General features: G+C 63.0%; 18 protein-coding genes. 11 read left to right on the top strand and 7 right to left on the bottom strand.

Features of this window, described 5'->3' with window-relative positions:
• Positions 1–223: 223 nt before the first annotated feature.
• Positions 224–628 (bottom strand): cupin domain-containing protein, encoded by a 405-nt coding sequence (locus BM300_RS29060; protein ID WP_092145891.1) that lies wholly within the window; start codon positions 626–628, stop codon positions 224–226.
• Between the two features lie 451 nt (positions 629–1,079).
• On the opposite strand from BM300_RS29060, the gene BM300_RS29055 reads away from it, so the two are divergent.
• Positions 1,080–2,366, top strand: coding sequence for a delta-60 repeat domain-containing protein (locus tag BM300_RS29055; protein WP_092145889.1), 1,287 nt, complete (start codon positions 1,080–1,082; stop codon positions 2,364–2,366).
• Positions 2,367–2,411: 45 nt separating this feature from the next.
• On the opposite strand, the gene BM300_RS29050 is transcribed toward BM300_RS29055, so the two are convergent.
• Positions 2,412–2,705, bottom strand: a complete 294-nt coding sequence (locus BM300_RS29050) for an antibiotic biosynthesis monooxygenase family protein (RefSeq protein WP_092145887.1) — start codon at positions 2,703–2,705, stop codon at positions 2,412–2,414.
• A 123-nt stretch (positions 2,706–2,828) separates the two neighbouring features.
• Positions 2,829–4,262 (bottom strand): MocR-like pyridoxine biosynthesis transcription factor PdxR, encoded by a 1,434-nt coding sequence (locus BM300_RS29045; protein ID WP_092347803.1) that lies wholly within the window; start codon positions 4,260–4,262, stop codon positions 2,829–2,831.
• A gap of 195 nt (positions 4,263–4,457) precedes the next feature.
• Between BM300_RS29045 and BM300_RS29040 the strand changes: the two genes are divergently transcribed.
• Positions 4,458–4,898, top strand: a complete 441-nt coding sequence (locus BM300_RS29040; protein WP_063320778.1) for a carboxymuconolactone decarboxylase family protein — start codon at positions 4,458–4,460, stop codon at positions 4,896–4,898.
• A gap of 179 nt (positions 4,899–5,077) precedes the next feature.
• Here the strand turns inward: BM300_RS29040 and BM300_RS29035 are convergent, their stop codons facing one another.
• Positions 5,078–5,419, bottom strand: coding sequence for a hypothetical protein (locus BM300_RS29035; RefSeq protein ID WP_092145881.1), 342 nt, complete (start codon positions 5,417–5,419; stop codon positions 5,078–5,080).
• Positions 5,420–5,624: 205 nt separating this feature from the next.
• On the opposite strand from BM300_RS29035, the gene BM300_RS29030 reads away from it, so the two are divergent.
• From BM300_RS29030 to BM300_RS29020, 3 genes are read left to right on the top strand one after another with little or no spacing between them, the layout of a single operon-like run.
• Positions 5,625–6,257, top strand: a complete 633-nt coding sequence (locus BM300_RS29030) for a secretin and TonB N-terminal domain-containing protein (RefSeq protein WP_063320780.1) — start codon at positions 5,625–5,627, stop codon at positions 6,255–6,257.
• The gene (locus BM300_RS29025) at positions 6,254–6,799 is read left to right on the top strand and encodes a sigma-70 family RNA polymerase sigma factor (RefSeq protein ID WP_072347363.1); all 546 of its coding nucleotides are present in this window, start codon (positions 6,254–6,256) and stop codon (positions 6,797–6,799) included. The genes BM300_RS29030 and BM300_RS29025 overlap by 4 nt, the downstream gene beginning before the upstream one ends.
• A 37-nt stretch (positions 6,800–6,836) precedes the next feature.
• Positions 6,837–7,778 carry a FecR family protein gene (locus tag BM300_RS29020; RefSeq protein ID WP_092146057.1) on the top strand — a complete coding sequence of 314 codons (942 nt, stop codon included), beginning with the start codon at positions 6,837–6,839 and terminating at the stop codon, positions 7,776–7,778.
• 158 nt (positions 7,779–7,936) lie between these two features.
• Here BM300_RS29020 and BM300_RS29015 read toward each other — a convergent pair whose 3' ends face one another.
• Both BM300_RS29015 and gspH read right to left on the bottom strand, forming a co-directional pair.
• Complete coding sequence (locus BM300_RS29015; protein WP_092464664.1) at positions 7,937–8,548, bottom strand: type II secretion system protein GspJ; 612 nt, start codon at positions 8,546–8,548, stop codon at positions 7,937–7,939.
• A complete protein-coding gene (gene gspH / locus BM300_RS29010) occupies positions 8,545–8,997 on the bottom strand; it encodes a type II secretion system minor pseudopilin GspH (RefSeq protein ID WP_092145875.1) in 453 nt (150 codons plus the stop codon). Before gspH ends, BM300_RS29015 begins: the two co-directional genes overlap by 4 nt.
• A gap of 116 nt (positions 8,998–9,113) precedes the next feature.
• Here gspH and BM300_RS29005 point away from each other — a divergent pair, with 116 nt between their 5' ends.
• Positions 9,114–9,542: a type II secretion system protein N gene (locus BM300_RS29005; RefSeq protein WP_092347809.1), complete on the top strand. Its 429-nt coding sequence runs from the start codon at positions 9,114–9,116 to the stop codon at positions 9,540–9,542.
• Positions 9,543–9,702: 160 nt separating this feature from the next.
• On the opposite strand, the gene gspI is transcribed toward BM300_RS29005, so the two are convergent.
• Entirely contained in the window at positions 9,703–10,080 is a 378-nt protein-coding gene (gspI, locus tag BM300_RS29000; RefSeq protein ID WP_092347812.1) for a type II secretion system minor pseudopilin GspI, read from the bottom strand.
• Between the two features lie 147 nt (positions 10,081–10,227).
• On the opposite strand from gspI, the gene gspG reads away from it, so the two are divergent.
• The 5 genes from gspG to gspD are packed head-to-tail and all read left to right on the top strand — an operon-like array spanning position 10,228 to position 15,766.
• On the top strand, positions 10,228–10,677 hold the full coding sequence (gspG, locus tag BM300_RS28995; protein ID WP_018614378.1) for a type II secretion system major pseudopilin GspG: 450 nt from the start codon (positions 10,228–10,230) through the stop codon (positions 10,675–10,677).
• 8 nt (positions 10,678–10,685) lie between these two features.
• Positions 10,686–11,672, top strand: a complete 987-nt coding sequence (gene gspK, locus BM300_RS28990) for a type II secretion system minor pseudopilin GspK (protein ID WP_092145871.1) — start codon at positions 10,686–10,688, stop codon at positions 11,670–11,672.
• Positions 11,669–12,841 (top strand): type II secretion system protein GspL, encoded by a 1,173-nt coding sequence (gspL, locus tag BM300_RS28985; RefSeq protein WP_092464662.1) that lies wholly within the window; start codon positions 11,669–11,671, stop codon positions 12,839–12,841. The genes gspK and gspL overlap by 4 nt, the downstream gene beginning before the upstream one ends.
• Complete coding sequence (gene gspM, locus BM300_RS28980) at positions 12,834–13,406, top strand: type II secretion system protein GspM (protein WP_092464660.1); 573 nt, start codon at positions 12,834–12,836, stop codon at positions 13,404–13,406. Before gspL ends, gspM begins: the two co-directional genes overlap by 8 nt.
• The gene (gene gspD / locus BM300_RS28975; protein ID WP_092464658.1) at positions 13,403–15,766 is read left to right on the top strand and encodes a type II secretion system secretin GspD; all 2,364 of its coding nucleotides are present in this window, start codon (positions 13,403–13,405) and stop codon (positions 15,764–15,766) included. The genes gspM and gspD overlap by 4 nt, the downstream gene beginning before the upstream one ends.
• Positions 15,767–15,828: the final 62 nt, after the last annotated feature.

Genomic DNA, 15,828 nt, shown 5'->3' with positions numbered 1-15,828 from the left:
GGCTTATCTGCATAACCTGAACCGCCGTATACGGAACCGTACGTACGGTGGTGTGAGAGGACGGCGGATGCAAATCCGCCTCCTACTCGATCTTTCAAGATTCACTGTGGACCCCTGTGGGAGCGGGCTTGCTCGCGAATGCGTCGGGTCAGCTTGCACAAGTGTTGGATGTGCCGCCGTCTTCGCGAGCAAGCCCGCTCCCACAGGGGATTGCATTGATCCGTTAGTTCTTCAGCGGTATCAATACCGCTTCATCCTCTCCCATCACCATGAACACCAGCAATTTCGCCGGTTGGCTCGTGCTGGCGTTTTTCGACACCAGGTGCTCGGAACCCGCCGCTTCATACCAGAACTCACCGGCCTTGTAGGTCTTCGCCGGTTCGCCCTTGACCTGGGAGGTGATAGCACCTTCCAGCACATAGGCCATGGCCGTTCCTTCATGTTTGTGGGCAACGGACGACTGGCCGGGGGCGTAGTCGACCGTCAGCATCATGGTTTTTTTACCCGGCAGGTTCTTCAGCATCTTCTCCTGCAGTACGTTGACCTTTTCCGAAGGCGCGGTTTCGTGGGCATAGACCGGGGCCAGGGGCAGCAGACTGAGGGTGGCGATCAGGCAGAGGGTTTTCATTGCAATGACCTTCGTGGGTTTGAGTGAGTTCGCGCTGGCGCGGCGATGGATTCACCCTAAGCCCCACGGTGGTGCAAACAAACGTCCAATCTTTAAGAAGGCGGGTAGACCAATACCGTGATCCACCAAACTTGAAAGGTAACCCCCCTGTAGGAGCTGCCGAAGGCTGCGATCTTTTGATCTTTCGATTGAGATCAATTGGATTGGACAAGATCGCAGCCTGGTTGCACTCGGCAGCTCCTACAGGCTCAGCGGGAGCAAGCGCCCTCGTCACAGGAGAAGTGTTCTATATGCCCCACGCATTTTGCCAGCCGTCAACTGTCAGGACTGACAGTTGACGGGGCCGGATTCATGGAGCAAAACGAAATCGCCCTTGCATCAGCAGTAGAGCATTGAATTTTCAACCCCGGTATTTGGCACAAGGGCTCTCAACCCATACAGGAGTTATCCAATGTCTACTGACTTGTCTCGTAACGCCGGAAGCCTTGATCCTACCTTTGGCTCTGGCGGAAAAGTGTTCCCTTCCAACTCCGCCGACCCTCTCATGCCCGGGAGCGTTTCGGGGCTTACCATCGCTCCCGACCACAAGGTGCTCATCGCCGGGAGATTCGGCCAGAACTACAGCATTATCCGCCTGAACCCAGACGGATCCGCCGACAGGGACTTTGGCGAATACGGTGTGATCACGGGCAGCTTCGCAGAGGGCTACGCCTCTGGCGGAGAGTCCATTTCACTGTTGGACAATGGTCAGATACTACTGACTGGCCTCTTTAAGGAAGATGATCAATATAGCCCCAGCCTGTCTGCGGCAGCACGTTTTTACAGCGATGGGCGTCTGGACACCAGGTTCGGTTTTAAAGGCCATGTCGTCATCCGGCTACCACTGGATCAATCCAATCCAGCCATTGCGGATAATGCAACCCGTGACGGTAGCGGACGCAGCAGTGTCAGTGCCACAGTCCTCCCTGATGGAAAAATCTGGATGACCAGCGTACACCGCTACAGTTTTATCGATAGTGTCGGCGTGCTGATGCGGCTTGAGTCGAACGGCAATCTGGATCTCAGCCTGAACAACGGTAAGGGCTTCGTCATCGTGCGATACCCTGAGTGTTCGACTGCAATCACCACACACCTGATCCAGCCAGATGGAAAAATCGTCGTCGCCGGGATAGCCATCGTTGGCGGACGCGAAGCTGCATTCACTGCACGTTATATGTCTGACGGAACGGCTGACCCAAGTTTTGGCAGTGCGGGATTTGTTCTCACTGAGATTGAAAGGCCGACTCAAATTCTGTCATTGGCGTTGCAAAAGAACGGGAATCTCGTCGCTGCAGGTTCGACAACCGTCGCTCCAACAGCTGGCTTTCTGCTAAGCCTCCGCCCAGATGGCAGGAATGATCCGCTGTTCAACCGAGGGGTGCCGTTGTTGACATTGATTGACGACAATCCGTACGGATCGCAATGGATCGGTGTTGCCACTGATGACAGCGGAAAAATTGTCGTAACGGGCGCTACTCTGGGGGGCGAAGAGGCCGACATCCTGCTTGCGCGATACCTGAGCGATGCCAGCTTGGACGGCAGTTTTGGCGATGGCACGGGAATTGTGCGAACCAAAATCGGCAGCAGTGTCGATCATCCTCAAGCCATTGCACTACAGGAGGACGGTCGTATTGTGGTCATCGGGATGTTCTTCTCGGAGAGCGGCTTCAGACCGGTCGTTCTTCGTTTCAAAAATTGAGTGCTGGCGTCCGGCTACGTAAAGGCAGGGGTGCCACAGTGCGTTTCAGACAATCGGGAAACTGTTGAAATCCACGCTGCGGGCCAGGCGACTATCGATAAGGCCGATGAAGCCCTGCACCTCGGGGCAGTTGAAATGGGCTTGCATCGCCGCTTCCGATTGCCAGCGAGCGCTGACGGTCCAGCGGTCACCGTCGTCCGGGCAACGGTCAACCATGTAGGCATCGCACCCAGGCTGCGCGCGCAGGGTTTCGACGATTTTCTGCAACTGGCGGCCCAGTTCTTCCGAGCGACCAGCGGCGGCTTGGACCTGTACGGTATTGATCACCTGGCGAGTCATGGTTCTGGCTCCTGAATCAAGTCGGACGGGATTTGGCTCGACATCAACGAGACCCCAGCAGGATAGGCCTGTAATGGCGAGGCTAAAACAGCCAATGAGCGGATAAATGCCCAGTCCAATGGCTCAAGTGACCTGCTGCAAAATGTCTCGCAAGCGGTCCAGGGCGATGTCAATGTCCAGGGTGTCAATGGCGCCGAAACCCAGGAACAGGCCGGGACGCACCGCAGCCTCATTGAAAAAGCCGTCAAGGCTGTACAGCCCGACTTCGGCTTTTCTCGCCAGCTCGATCACCAGCGCCAGGTCGATGGGCACCTTGCACAACACCGCCATATGAAAGCCCGCGGTTGTGGGAACCGCCTCGAACCAGGGCGACAAATCCCCGCCCATGCGTGCCAGGATTCGCTCGCGGCGCCCGGCATACAGCGTGTGGCAACGGCGGATGTGCTTGAGCAGGCAGCCCTCGGCGATGAACTTCGCCAACGCCCACTGGGGCAGGGTGGAGGTGTGCTGGTCGGTGAGGCGCTTGGCCAGGATCACTGCTTCAAGAATCGCTGGCGGCAGGATCGCATAGCCGAGCCGCAGTTCCGGCAACAAGGTCTTGGAGAAGGTGCCCACGTACGCGACGATCCCGCGCTCATCCAGGCTCTGCAACGAATCGGCGGGCCGGCCTTCGTAGCGGAATTCGCTGTCGTAGTCGTCTTCGATGATGATCGCCCCCAGCTCATAGGCCCGCGCCAGCAGAGCGTTGCGGCGGGCCTGGCTCATGGGCATGCCCAAGGGAAACTGGTGGGAGGGCGTCACATAAATCAGCCGCGTGCCGTCGGGGATCAGGTCGACCCGCATGCCTTGCTCGTCCACCGGCACCCCGGCCACCGTGGCGCCCTGGGAGCCGAACAGCAAGCGCGCCGGTGGATAGCCCGGATCTTCCATGGCCACCAGGCTGCCGGGACGGGTCAGCACCCGCGAGATCAGGTCCAGGGCCTGCTGTGCGCCGTTGCAGACCACGACGTCTTCATCCTGGCAATTGACCCCACGGGAAAACGCGATGTGCCGGGCAATGGCATTGCGCAGCGCCGGCAAGCCCTCGGGCTGGCTGTAGAAGCCTTTGGCGCTGGCAATCTGACGCAGCGCGTGGGCGGTGCAACGCCGCCAGTCGTCCAGCGGAAACTGACCCTTGCCCGTGGCGCCGCCGATGAAGTCGTAGCGCAACGCACCTTCGAGGGTGGGATGGCGCATCAGGTCGGGCATGGTGCGCCAGGCTTCGACGACGTCGGCACCGGCCAGCTCGCGGTGGCTCTGCTTGCGCACGATCCTGGCCGGCCGTGCGTTGACGTAGGTGCCTTTGCCGATGATGCCGGTGAGCAGGTTTTCGTAGGTCAGTTGGGCGTAGGTGTCGGAGACGGTCTTGCGCGAGACGCCCAGTTGCTCGGCCAGCAGGCGGCTGGGCGGTAGCTGCGTGCCGGCCGCCAGGCGACCGCTTTCGATGGCGCTGCGCAATTGTTGATACAACTGGCCCGACAGGTCCTTGCGGCCGTTGATGACAACATGAAGTTCCATACCCGCAAGCTCCTGGGCGGTTGTTCGGTGGCCGGCGTCAAAGGCGCAAGATTACCCGCATTGTGCGACTGCATAGAAGTTGCGTGGGGAAAATCCTGTGCATTGGACTTGTCCCCGGTTTTTTCGCCGAATTGGACCTGTCATTGACCGGTCCCTGAGCTTACCGTGAAGGTCTCGAATGCCACGGAGCCCGCCATGAGCCCGCGTCTGGATTACTACACCGCATCCCCCGGGGCGATGCGAGCCATGATCGGCCTGGAAGCCCTGACCAGCCGCCTGAGTATCGAACCGGCGCTGTTGCACTTGATCAAGATCCGCGCTTCACAACTCAATGGCTGTGCCTTCTGCACCGACATGCATTCGGTGGAGGCCCGACGCCAGGGCGAGACCGAGCGCCGGCTCTACGCGGTGGCGGTGTGGCGCGACAGCGGTTTTTTCACGGCCCGTGAACGCGCCGCCCTGGCCTGGACCGAGGCGGTGACGCTGTTGGCTGAAAGCCAGGTGCCGGACGAAATCTATGCCCAGGCCCGGGCCTGTTTCAGCGAGGAGGAATTGGTGGACCTGACCCTGGCGATCAGCACCATCAACAGCTGGAACCGGCTGGCGGTGAGTTTTCGCCAGAGTCCCAGTGCTTGATTGCCAATCCTGAAGGAGACTGTGGCGAGCTGCTTTTGTGGCGAGGGGATTTATCCCCGTTGGGCTGCGTAGCAGCCCCAAAAACAAGAACTCAATCTATCTGACATACCGAGCTGTCAGGCTTTAGGGCCGCTCGCGCCCCAACGGGGATAAATCCCCTCGCCACAAAAGCGGCGTCGTTACTTGAGCAGCGGCGAGGTCCCCGAGGTAGCCGGCGGCCGTTGGGGCTTGACCGAAGTGCCGAATGTATTGCCCATGCGCACCCCCGTGGCCGCCGGGGTAGCCAGGCCAATGCTGTTCGGAGCGCGCTCGTTGACCGGCACATTCATGGCGTCCTGGGCCTGTTGCGCCGCCTTCGCGGCCTGGGGGTCGTTGCCCATCTGCCGACTCAGGCAGTTGTAGTCTGGGGTCTTGTAACCGCCAACGGTTACCTCGATACAGGCCGGGGCTTCTTCACCCTGGGCCCCGGGCAGGGCCATGAACAGCCCGAGGCCTGCCATCATGTTCATCCACGGTTTCATCTGCGACCTCCTGGCCCGCCGCAGCGGACGGTGCGTTGTCAGGGCACCAGTCTAGTGCGGCCTGGAGGATTTGTATCGGTTGTCATACGACATTCATAAACACCCCTCAGGATGACGATTTTCAACGGATACGTCAGTCGTGCAGCAGGGCAGAGCCGGGGGCGGACGCGGACGTGGATTGACCAGGGCGCCCTTGGGGTGGCTGATGGTGTTGCTGTGTCTGCTGGCCGGACCGATCCAGGCGGTCGGCCTGGTGGACCTGGACATCGCGCCCCAGGAACTGACCACGGCGCTGGAGCAGTTCAGCCGGGCGACGGGCATGGCGGTGCTGGTGGACCATCAGTTGTCGAGCCAGCGTCATACGCTGGGTGTCCAGGGGCAGTTCACACCTTCCGAAGGGTTGAGGGTGTTGCTCAGCGGCACCGGACTGGCGGCGCACTATGCCCGGGCGGATGCGTTCACATTGCAGCCGGTGCGGGTCCGAGAGGTGCCGCTGCCTCCCGGCGTCACCCCAGGCTTGAGTGACAGCAACTACGCGGCAGCGATCCAGGCGGTCATCCAGCGCAATTTGTGTCGTTCACCGTTGACCCGCCCAGGCAGTTTCCGGGCGGTGCTGCAAGTGTGGATCGGCCGGGACGGCGTGGTCCAGCACAGTCGCCTGGTCAGTTCCACGGGCGACCTGATGCGGGACAAGGCCTTGGTCAACAGTTTGCAGAACCTCAGGATCGACCGCCCGGCGCCCAGCTCGTTGCGCCAGCCGGTGACCCTGCTTTTGTTACCCGACTTATCAGGAAGAAGCATGGAATGCATAGCAGGGGAAGGGGTGTCCGGGCGATGAAAGACTCCGGTCGCAGCCCGTTGGTGAGGTTGTTCCTCACCTCGTATGAGGATTTCAAGGTGCGCCTGCGCAGACGCCTGGGCTCCGAGGAACTGGCCAACGATGTGTTGCATGAAACCTACCTGCGGGTCGATCGCATGGTCGATACCCAGGAGATTGCCCAGCCCAACGCTTATTTGTATCGCATGGCCCTGAATATCGCCGCCGACCGCCGGCAGGCCGATGCGCGTTTGCTCACGGGCGATGAAATCGAGGAATTGCTGCAGGTCTCGGATGAAGCGCTGGATCCGGCCCGTGTGGTGGGTGGGCAGAAGGAGCTGCAGACCCTGCTCAAGGCCTTGTACGAACTGCCGGCGCGCCGCCGCAGGATCTTCATCGCCGCACGCCTGGAGGAAGCACCGCACCTGGAAATATCCCAGCGCTTCGGTATTTCCACGCGCATGGTGGAGAAGGAGATCAAGGCTGCGTTGGGGCACTGCGCCCAGCGCCTGGAAAGAAAAGTCATTCAGCGGTTCGGTCCCGGCGCGGGAAAACCGTCTTGAGAGTAGAGACCCGACCCTTTCGTGAGTGTGTGTGCGCTTGAACATCTTCAGCATCGCTTCCCCTGACGCCACGCCCCAGGCCCGATTGGCCGGCGAGGCCCGAGACTGGCTGATCCTGCTGACCTCGGGGCGCGCCACCGTGGCCGATGCCCGGGCCTTGCGCCTGTGGTGCGGGCAGAGCCCCGAACATGCCCAGGCCTTCGAACAGGCCAAGGCGTTGTGGCAGGGGCTGCAACCGGCCGCCGCAGCGTTGCAGGCGCCGCGGCATTTCGGCCGCCGGGCGTTGCTGGGTGGCGCCATCGCGGCATCGGCGGCCTTCCTGTTGATCCGCGCCACGGTGCCAGGCGGTGTTTCCGGGCTGGGAGCCGACTACGTCACCGACGTCGGCGAACAGCGCCGCGTGGAACTGGCCGAAGGCGTCAGCCTGGAGCTCAACACCCAGACCCGTCTCAGTCGCCGCGCGCTGGCCGATGGCGGACAAGGACTGGAATTGCTCAGCGGCGAGATTGAAGTGCAGGGGCGCAGTGCCCAGGTGGTCAGCGTCCAGGCCGGCGCCGGTTGGATCAGCGCCGCCCAGGCACGCTTCAACATCCGCTACACCGACCAGAGCGTCTGCGCGACCTGCCTGGAGGGCGTGGTGCAGGTCGAGGTGCAAGGCCGGCGGTTCCGTCTGGAGCCGGGCATGCAGATGACTTACGAGCCTCACCAGGTGGGCGCGCCCAAGCGTGCCGATGTGTCGGCCGCCGTTGCCTGGCGTGAGCAGGTGCTGGTGTTCAACGACGCGACCCTGGCCAGCGTCATCGACGAAATCAACCGCTACCGTCCCGGCATGTTGCTGCTGCTCAACCGCGAACTGGGCCAGCGCAAGGTCCAGGCGCGGTTTCGCCTCGACCAGTTGGCGGGCGTGGCGCTGTTGATCCGCGATGCCTACGGCGCCAAATGCACCGAGTTGCCGGGTGGCGTGGTGGTGCTGAGCTGAGGCCTGCGGCGCCTGGCGGGCCTCATCGCGAGCAAGCTCGCTCCCACAAGGGTGTGCCCAAATCTTGAGGTCACCCGTTAACGCTGTGGGAGCGAGCTTGCTCGCGATGAGGCCGGTACATTCGACATCATCCTTGACAGACCCACCGCTATCGCGAGCTAATCCAGCGGCCCCAACACCTGTCGATACGTTTCGGCCCCCTGGGGTGTCTGGCGGGTCAGGCTGATTTCGATGCCCATTGGGTTTTCCTGGCGGTTGCCGCTGAGCTTGCGCCAGCCTTTTTCCTTGTCCCAGAACCGCAGTCCGGCATCGCTGACGTCACTGAGCACGGCCACGCCCGAGCCGGGTGCGGGCAGGGGGTAGCGACTGCGGGCCTGGCCTTGGGCGCGGTAAAGCGTGTCACCCTTGAGCCACCAGCGCACCCGTTGCAACTCGCCTTCCTGGGTCGCCGCCACGCGGATCACATCCAGGCGAAAGCCCCGACCTTCGGTGCTGCGCACGGTGAGGGCGGTCGGGGCGGTCGAGGGCTGGTCGTCGACGCCGGGTTTGACCGGTTCACTCAGCTCGATGCTGGCGCGCAGGGCCACGTCGCGCTCCAGTTGGTTCAACACCCGCAGCAGCGCTTCGGTCTGCTCGGTACTGGCCTGCAAATGGCTGTCGGCACGAGTCACGCTGTCCAGCCCACGCCAGGCGATCAGGCTGACCACCGCCATCAGCAGGATCGCCACCATCACTTCCAGCAAGGTGAAGCCTGTCTGCCGGACACTCATTGGAGTTGCACCCGCCCCGCGGCACTGCGTTGTACCGTGAGGCTGTTCACGCCGTCCGACAAGCGGATCTGCAAGGGCTCGCCGAGCCACTCGGCATTCAGCACCACCCGTTGCCTGGGGTCCACGCGAACCTCCATCGACGGGCTCTGCCAGCGACGCGGATGCAGTTGCGGATCATCCTTGAAACGATCCAACCCGGTGCCTTGATCGGCGCGACGACTGAAACCAAACCCCTTGGCGTCCCAGCGCCAGGTAATCGGTCGCCCGTCGGTGCGGGCTTCGGTCTGGGCCAGTTGCAGCAGTTGCACCAGCCGCTCGCCGTCCTGGCGCAGCAACTTCAACGGATCCGGCTTGATGCTCAGGCTCACGGCGGCGCTGGCAATGCCGATGATCACCAGCACCACCATCAGTTCGATCAGGGTGAAACCGCGTTGCTTGCCGAGGTTCATGCGCGCTCCTTTGCGTGAAACCATCCTGCACGGTGAAGATGATAAGGATGTGAAATAAAACGGAGAGAATTGACGCGTAGGCTGGACGCTGGAACCCAAGAAAGGAGATTCAGGCCATGGCGTTCATCGAGCGTGTGTCCCCGGCGCAAATCGTCCAGGCCGTGGGTCTGTTGGCGGCGTTGGCCGGGGTGGCGGCCTGGTCTTCGCTGCTGCTCACGTCGGCCGAGTCGCGCACGCCGGATGTCGCCCCGCAACGCATGGCCGAACGTTCCGATAACCCGGCGCTGCAATGGTTCTCCAACCAGCCGGCAGCGGTGGACATCAAGGTCAGCGGTGTGATGGCCGGCACGCACACGCCCGTGGCGATCCTCAGTCTCAACGACGGACCGCCGCGCAGTTTCCTGGTCGGTGAAAGGGTGGCCCAAGGCGTACGGTTGGTAGCGATCGAGGCGCAGGCGGTGGTTATCGAACGCGGCAATGAGCAGACCCGGCTGGTCCTGGCTCGGTTGCCGGATTCGGTGAGTTTGCCCTCGCTAACCCGCTGAAGCCGATGTGGCGAGGGGATTTATCCCCGCTGGGCTGCGCAGCAGCCCCAAATAGCAGAATGCATTAGGCCTGGCATTTAATGAGGCTGATATTAGGGCTGCTGCGCAGCCCAGCGGGGATAAATCCCCTCGCCACAGAGGATGTGTTAATCCACTCCACTCAGGGTTTTTCCCGGCTGACCAACGTCTCCAACCGAGCCAACGGCGGTGCTTCGCGACTGCGATCCGACACGCTCAGTTCAACCCGCAGCAGCCGGCCGTTTTCCGCCGGGCGCAGGTTCTGTTCGCAACGCAACAGCAATCGTCCCTGGTCGCATTCGAACACTTTCGAGCCCTGGGCAAAACGACCTTCCAGACGCAACTGCGCCAGTTGGCTGCGGGCGGCCAGCAGGGCGATGGATTTGTCGCGCAGCAGGCCGTTGCTCTGGGTCATCACCGCCGCCACGCGCACAGCGGCCGACATGGCCACGGCGATGATCGCCAGGGCCACCAGCACTTCGATCAGGGTGAAGCCGGCTTGCGGAGCGAGGCGTGGCATGGCGCGGGCTCGGGGTGAGGGCAGCCTTGAAGATTAGCCGGCGTTCGTGACCAATTGACGACGCAAGCTCCTGAGCAATTTCAATATCACTGACATATTTTCTTGCAACACTGCGCCTCGAATCGAATCCAGCGAAGGACCGTCGAGATGCAGATCGCCCGTTACAACGCCCGTCCCCAAGGCCCTCGCGGGCAGCGGGGTTTCACCCTGATCGAAATCATGGTCGTGGTGGTGATCCTCGGCATCCTGGCGGCGATGGTGGTGCCCAAGGTGCTCGACCGTCCCGACCAGGCGCGGGCAACGGCGGCGAAACAGGACATTGGCGGCCTGATGCAAGCCCTGAAGCTGTATCGCCTGGACCACGGCAGTTACCCGAGCATGAACCAGGGCCTCAAAGTGCTGGTGGAGAAGCCGGCCGATGCGAAAAACAGCACCTGGCGCTCTTACCTGGAGCGCCTGCCCAACGACCCATGGGGCCGTCCTTATAACTACCTCAACCCGGGTGCCAACGGCGAAGTCGATATCTTCTCCCTTGGCGCCGACGGTCAGCCTGACGGCGACGGCGTGAATGCCGACATTGGCTCCTGGCAGTTGTAAGGGCCGTGATGCGAACGGATTCGCCCCTCGCGGCGAAGCAGCGCGGCATGGCGCTGATCAGTGCCTTGCTGATTGCTGCCGTGGTGGCGGTCATTGCCGGTGGCATGCTGACCCGCCAGACCCTGTTCACTCGCAGCCTGGAGGCCGAGCAGTTGCGTGTCCAGGGCTCGGCGCGGTTGCAGGGTGGCCTGCAACTGAGTCGCCAGTTGCTCTGGGATGCCAGGCAGCGCGATCCACTGACGCGCTTCGGCCAACCTTGGGCCAAACCTATCGTGATACCGGGTTCAGGCCAGATCGACACACCCTTCGAAGGCCAGTTGGAAGATGAGCAAGGCAAGTTCAACCTGCGCAACCTCGTCGCCAATGAGCGGGTGGACGAGGAACAAGTGCGCGCCTTCGAACGCCTGTGCCAGCAATTGGGCGTGGCCGCGACGGTCCGCACGCGTATCGTCGACAGGGTGGTCGAGGCCTATCCGCGCCTGTTGAGTCCGCAGCGGGTGGACCAGGCGCCAAAGGCCAATACCTTCAACAGCGGCCGCGAAACCTCGCCCCAGGCCGACAACACGCCGCTGGCCCCGACGCGCCCGATGCTGCGCACCTTGCAAGACTTGCGCAGCGTCAAAGGCGTCACCACACGGTTGCTGGACACACTGGCGCCGTACGTGACGATCCTGCCCACCAACACCTGGCTCAATGGCAACACCGCCAGCGCCCCGGTGCTGGCTGCCTACGTGCCGGGGCTGTCGCTGCAACGGGCCGAGGCTCTGGTCAGGGAGCGCGATGGCGGCCACTGGTTTATCAATCGCGGGGATTTCGTCAATCGCCTGCGCATGCCGGAGTTGGACACGGCCAGCGTCAAGGTCGGCATCACCAGTGATTGGTTCCGCCTGCGGGGCCAGGCACGCAGTGGTCAGCGGCGGGTCGAGCTGGAGGCGTTGCTGCAACGTACCGAGGACCGCTTGCCCCAGGTGATCTGGTCGAGGGTGGGGGTATGACGCGCTTGCGCATCGCCCTGGCGCCGCTGGACAGCCTGGACCTCGACAGCCCGGTGGCGTTTGCCTGGCTTGATCGCCAAGGCCAGGTCCGTGAGCAAGGCCGCAGCAGCCTTCGGGCGCTGGGCCAGAGTGGTAAAAACCTTTCGGTGGAGTGTTTTCTTCATCCCCGCGACAGCGTGTTGACCCGCCTGGAGTTGCCGCTGTTACCGGCGGCCAGGATCACCGCAGCGGTGACGTGCGCGGCCCAGGCCCTGATGCTCGGAGCCAGCGAACAGATGCAGGTGGCCCATGGCCCGCGTGGGGTCGATGGGCAGGTGCAGATCGCCTGGCTGGACCGTGAATCCCTCGCCAATCTCGGGCGGCTTGTGCACCAGGCCGGCATGAAACTGCGTGGCCTCTACCCGGCGGCCTACGCCTTGCCGGTGCTGTCGGGGCCGGTGGCCTGTATCGAGGACGACCATCTGCTGGTGCGCCATGACCTGCAGCACGCCGTGGTGCAACCGTTGCAACAAGAGGCGTTGGACGAGTGGCTACTGGAAACGGGGCCCGGGGTGCATTGGGTGGGCGAGGCGCCGCCGCAACCTTCGATCGATGCCTTGGCCGAAACCCAACGCTGGATGGGCCCTGCGCCAGGCTGGGGGTTGCATGCCGGCCTTGCACGCAACGCCGTCGAGCGCGGTGGCTGGGGCCGGGCGGCGGCGATCTGCGCGACAGCACTGGCGGTGTGGGTGATTGGGCTGAACCTCTACGCCGCCCGTGAAGCGGCCCTGGGTCAACGGCTCAAGGCGCAGATGAGCCAGCGGGTGAAGCAGGCGTTTCCCGAGTTGCCGGTGATTCTCAACCCGCTGCAACAGGCGCGTCAGCAAATCGCTGCGCGCCAGAACGGTGCGGCGACCGACCCGGCCCAACGCTTTGCCAGCCTGGTGCAACAGGCGGGCAGTGCCATGCCGTTCATGAGCGGCAATGTCCAGGCGCTGGTGTTCGAGAACGGTGAGTTGCGCCTGAATGTCGTGGCCGAGGCGCAGAAAACCGCCGCCGAAGAGGATTGGAAAATCCCCCTGGTCCAGGCCGGCATCGACGTCGCCGCCATCGATCAGGGTTGGACCCTGCGTGTGGCACCGGCCGGCCAGGGCAGCCCCGACGAAAACCCGGACGCCGATGATGAATAAGCATTCTCTGGCATTGGTGTGGGGGCGCTGGGCAACCTATCGCACGCGTTTGCGCACGTTCTGGCAGGGGCTGGCGGTGCGTGAGCAAGCCGCCGTGGCCCTGGCTGCGCTGGTGGTGGGCGGCTGTCTGGTCTGGCTCGCACTGATCCAGCCGCCGCTCAAGACTATCGCCTATTGGCAAGCCGAAACCCCGAAGCTGCGTTCACAGACCGAAGCCCTCGAAGTGCTGTTGCGCGACGTCGCGGGGCCCGCACCCGAGCAGCCTCTTGAAACCGCCTTGCGCCAGAGCCTGGACGCCAGTGGCTTGAGCCAGCATTACCAATTGCAAGCGCCTGGCGCCGAGCGCCCCAACACCTGGCAGCTCACGTTCGACCAGGCCCCAGCGGAGGCGGTGATCAGTTGGTTGCTGGGCAACCCACGGCAATTCTCCCTGGAAGTGATCGAGGTCCGTTTGCAGCGCACCGCCCTTGCCAATCCCGACAACCACGACACCGACAATACCGCCGGCACACTGTCCGGAACCGTTCGCATGGATCAGGCGCAAGGCGCTAAGGAAGCTTCATGAAAGGGGCCAGATACCCACGTCATTGGCGCAAGGCTGCACCGCTGTTGTTGCTCGCGTTAAGTGCGTGCAACAGCACGCCACCCGCGTCGCAGCCACCGTTGCTGGTGGACAGTGAGTTGGGCATTCCGTTGGGGAGTACCCAGCGCAGTGGTGATGCAGTGCTCGATCGTCAGCGGGCCCAGGACCTGCGTGAACATAAGCCCGCGGTGCGGCATCAGGTCGACCTCACCACCCGTGCTCGCGAGCCACGCAACAATGCGCCGGCGCGTACGCCCTTGGGCGATCAACCGGTGACGCTGAATTTCGTCGAGGCGGATATCCAGGCGGTGGTGCGGGCCTTGTCCCGTTCCACCGGTCAACAGTTTCTGGTGGACCCGCGGGTCAAGGGCAACCTGACGCTGGTGTCCGAAGGCCAGGTCCCGGCCCACCAAGCCTACGACATGCTGCTGGCCGCGCTGCGCATGCAAGGCTTCAGCGTGGTCGACGTCGGTGGCGTGGCCCAGGTGGTGCCGGAGGCCGATGCCAAACTGCTGGGTGGGCCGATCTACAGTGCCGACAAACCGGCCGGCAACGGCATGCTCACCCGCACCTTCCGCCTGCAATATGAGAACGCGGTGAATCTGATCCCGGTGCTGCGCCCGATCGTGTCGCCGAACAACCCGATCAATGCCTACCCGGGCAACAACACCATTGTCGTCACCGATTACGCCGAGAACCTGTCGCGGGTGGCGCAACTCATCGAAGGCATCGACACCCCGAGTGCCATCGACACCGACGTGGTGCCGATCCACAACGGCATCGCGGTCGACATCGCGCAAATGGTCTCTGATCTGCTGGAAACCCAGGGCGGCGACCAGACCCAGAAGATCAACGTGATCGGCGATCCGCGCTCCAATTCCATCATCATCCGCGCCGGCAGCCCCGAGCGCACGGAGCTGGCGCGCAACCTGATCTACAAGCTCGATAACGCCCAGAACAACCCGAGCAACCTGCATGTGGTGTACCTGCGCAATGCCCAGGCCGGCAAACTGGCCCAGGCCCTGCGCGGCTTGCTCACCGGGGAGAGTGAAGGCGAGAGCAGCGACAACTCGCGCTCGGTGCTCAGTGGCATGGGCGCCAGTACCAACGGACAGAGTGGGCAGGGCAGCAGTGGCGATGGCACCAGCGGCACCACCAGCGGCAATGCTTCGACCAGCGGCAACGGCTACGGCCAAGGCAGCAACGGCACGACTTCCGCTTCGACGAAAAACGAACAGAACACCGCTTTCAGCGCCGGCGGCGTGACCATCCAGGCCGACGCCACCACCAACACCTTGCTGATCTCCGCGCCGGACCCGCTGTACCGCAACCTGCGGGAAGTCATCGACCTGTTGGACCAGCGGCGCGCCCAAGTGGTGATCGAGAGCCTGATCGTCGAGGTCGGCGAGGACGACGCCAGCGAATTCGGCGTGCAATGGCAGACCGGCAACCTCGGTGGCAGCGGGGTGATCGGCGGGGTCAACCTCGGCGGCACCGCGCTCAACCTCAACGGCAAGACCAGCATCGATGTCTTGCCCCAGGGCCTGAACCTGGGGGTGGTCAACGGCACGGTGGACATTCCGGGTATCGGCAAGATTCTCGATCTCAAGGTCCTGGCCCGGGCCTTGAAGAGCAAGGGTGGCACCAATGTGCTGTCGACGCCGAACCTGCTGACCCTGGACAACGAAGCGGCGAGCATTTTCGTCGGCCAGACCATTCCCTTCGTCAGCGGCAGCTATGTCACCGGCGGCGGTGGTACCAGCAACAACCCGTTCCAGACCGTGACCCGCGAGGAGGTGGGTTTGAAGCTCAATGTCCGGCCGCAGATTTCCGAAGGCGGGACGGTCAAGCTCGACATCTATCAGGAAGTCAGCAGCGTCGACAATCGTGCTTCGAGCACCACCGGCATCGTCACCAACAAGCGCGCCATCGACACCAGCATCCTGCTGGACGATGGGCAGATCATGGTCCTCGGCGGGTTGCTGCAGGATGGCTACAGCCAGAGCAATGACGCGGTACCGTGGTTGTCGACCATTCCGGGGATCGGTGCGCTGTTTCGCAACGAACGGCGGCAGATCACCAAGACCAACCTGATGGTGTTCCTGCGGCCCTACATCATCCGCGACACGGCGGCGGGACGCGGCATTACCCTCAACCGCTACGACTTCATGCGTCGCGCCCAAGGCCTGCTGCAACCAGACCGTAGCTGGGCAATGCCGGACATGCAGGCCCCGCAGTTGCCGGCCTCGGCGAGGGCGATTCCGGGGACGGCGCCTGCCGGGGTGCAGATGCCCAGGGCGGTGATCAAGGCGGTGCCTGTGATGGAGCCGATTGGACAATGAATTCCGTGGCGAGGGAGCTTGCTCCCGCTGGGTTGCGAAGCGACCCCAAAAAGATTGCATGC

This window comes from Pseudomonas sp. NFACC46-3, from assembly GCF_900114515.1.
Lineage (GTDB): Bacteria > Pseudomonadota > Gammaproteobacteria > Pseudomonadales > Pseudomonadaceae > Aquipseudomonas > Aquipseudomonas fluorescens_Q.
Note: the sequence above shows the minus strand (reverse complement) of the source record. Positions and strands in the feature narration are given on the sequence as shown.

What these genes read in the sequence shown, in the direction of transcription:
- BM300_RS29060 (WP_092145891.1), bottom strand. Translation starts at nt 628, where the DNA reads ATGAAAACCCTCTGCCTGATCGCCACCCTCAGTCTGCTGCCCCTGGCC.
- BM300_RS29055 (WP_092145889.1), top strand. Translation starts at nt 1,080, where the DNA reads ATGTCTACTGACTTGTCTCGTAACGCCGGAAGCCTTGATCCTACCTTT.
- BM300_RS29050 (WP_092145887.1), bottom strand. Translation starts at nt 2,705, where the DNA reads ATGACTCGCCAGGTGATCAATACCGTACAGGTCCAAGCCGCCGCTGGT.
- BM300_RS29045 (WP_092347803.1), bottom strand. Translation starts at nt 4,262, where the DNA reads ATGGAACTTCATGTTGTCATCAACGGCCGCAAGGACCTGTCGGGCCAG.
- BM300_RS29040 (WP_063320778.1), top strand. Translation starts at nt 4,458, where the DNA reads ATGAGCCCGCGTCTGGATTACTACACCGCATCCCCCGGGGCGATGCGA.
- BM300_RS29035 (WP_092145881.1), bottom strand. Translation starts at nt 5,419, where the DNA reads ATGAAACCGTGGATGAACATGATGGCAGGCCTCGGGCTGTTCATGGCC.
- BM300_RS29030 (WP_063320780.1), top strand. Translation starts at nt 5,625, where the DNA reads ATGGTGTTGCTGTGTCTGCTGGCCGGACCGATCCAGGCGGTCGGCCTG.
- BM300_RS29025 (WP_072347363.1), top strand. Translation starts at nt 6,254, where the DNA reads ATGAAAGACTCCGGTCGCAGCCCGTTGGTGAGGTTGTTCCTCACCTCG.
- BM300_RS29015 (WP_092464664.1), bottom strand. Translation starts at nt 8,548, where the DNA reads ATGAGTGTCCGGCAGACAGGCTTCACCTTGCTGGAAGTGATGGTGGCG.
- gspH (WP_092145875.1), bottom strand. Translation starts at nt 8,997, where the DNA reads ATGAACCTCGGCAAGCAACGCGGTTTCACCCTGATCGAACTGATGGTG.
- BM300_RS29005 (WP_092347809.1), top strand. Translation starts at nt 9,114, where the DNA reads ATGGCGTTCATCGAGCGTGTGTCCCCGGCGCAAATCGTCCAGGCCGTG.
- gspI (WP_092347812.1), bottom strand. Translation starts at nt 10,080, where the DNA reads ATGCCACGCCTCGCTCCGCAAGCCGGCTTCACCCTGATCGAAGTGCTG.
- gspG (WP_018614378.1), top strand. Translation starts at nt 10,228, where the DNA reads ATGCAGATCGCCCGTTACAACGCCCGTCCCCAAGGCCCTCGCGGGCAG.
- gspK (WP_092145871.1), top strand. Translation starts at nt 10,686, where the DNA reads ATGCGAACGGATTCGCCCCTCGCGGCGAAGCAGCGCGGCATGGCGCTG.
- gspL (WP_092464662.1), top strand. Translation starts at nt 11,669, where the DNA reads ATGACGCGCTTGCGCATCGCCCTGGCGCCGCTGGACAGCCTGGACCTC.
- gspM (WP_092464660.1), top strand. Translation starts at nt 12,834, where the DNA reads ATGAATAAGCATTCTCTGGCATTGGTGTGGGGGCGCTGGGCAACCTAT.
- gspD (WP_092464658.1), top strand. Translation starts at nt 13,403, where the DNA reads ATGAAAGGGGCCAGATACCCACGTCATTGGCGCAAGGCTGCACCGCTG.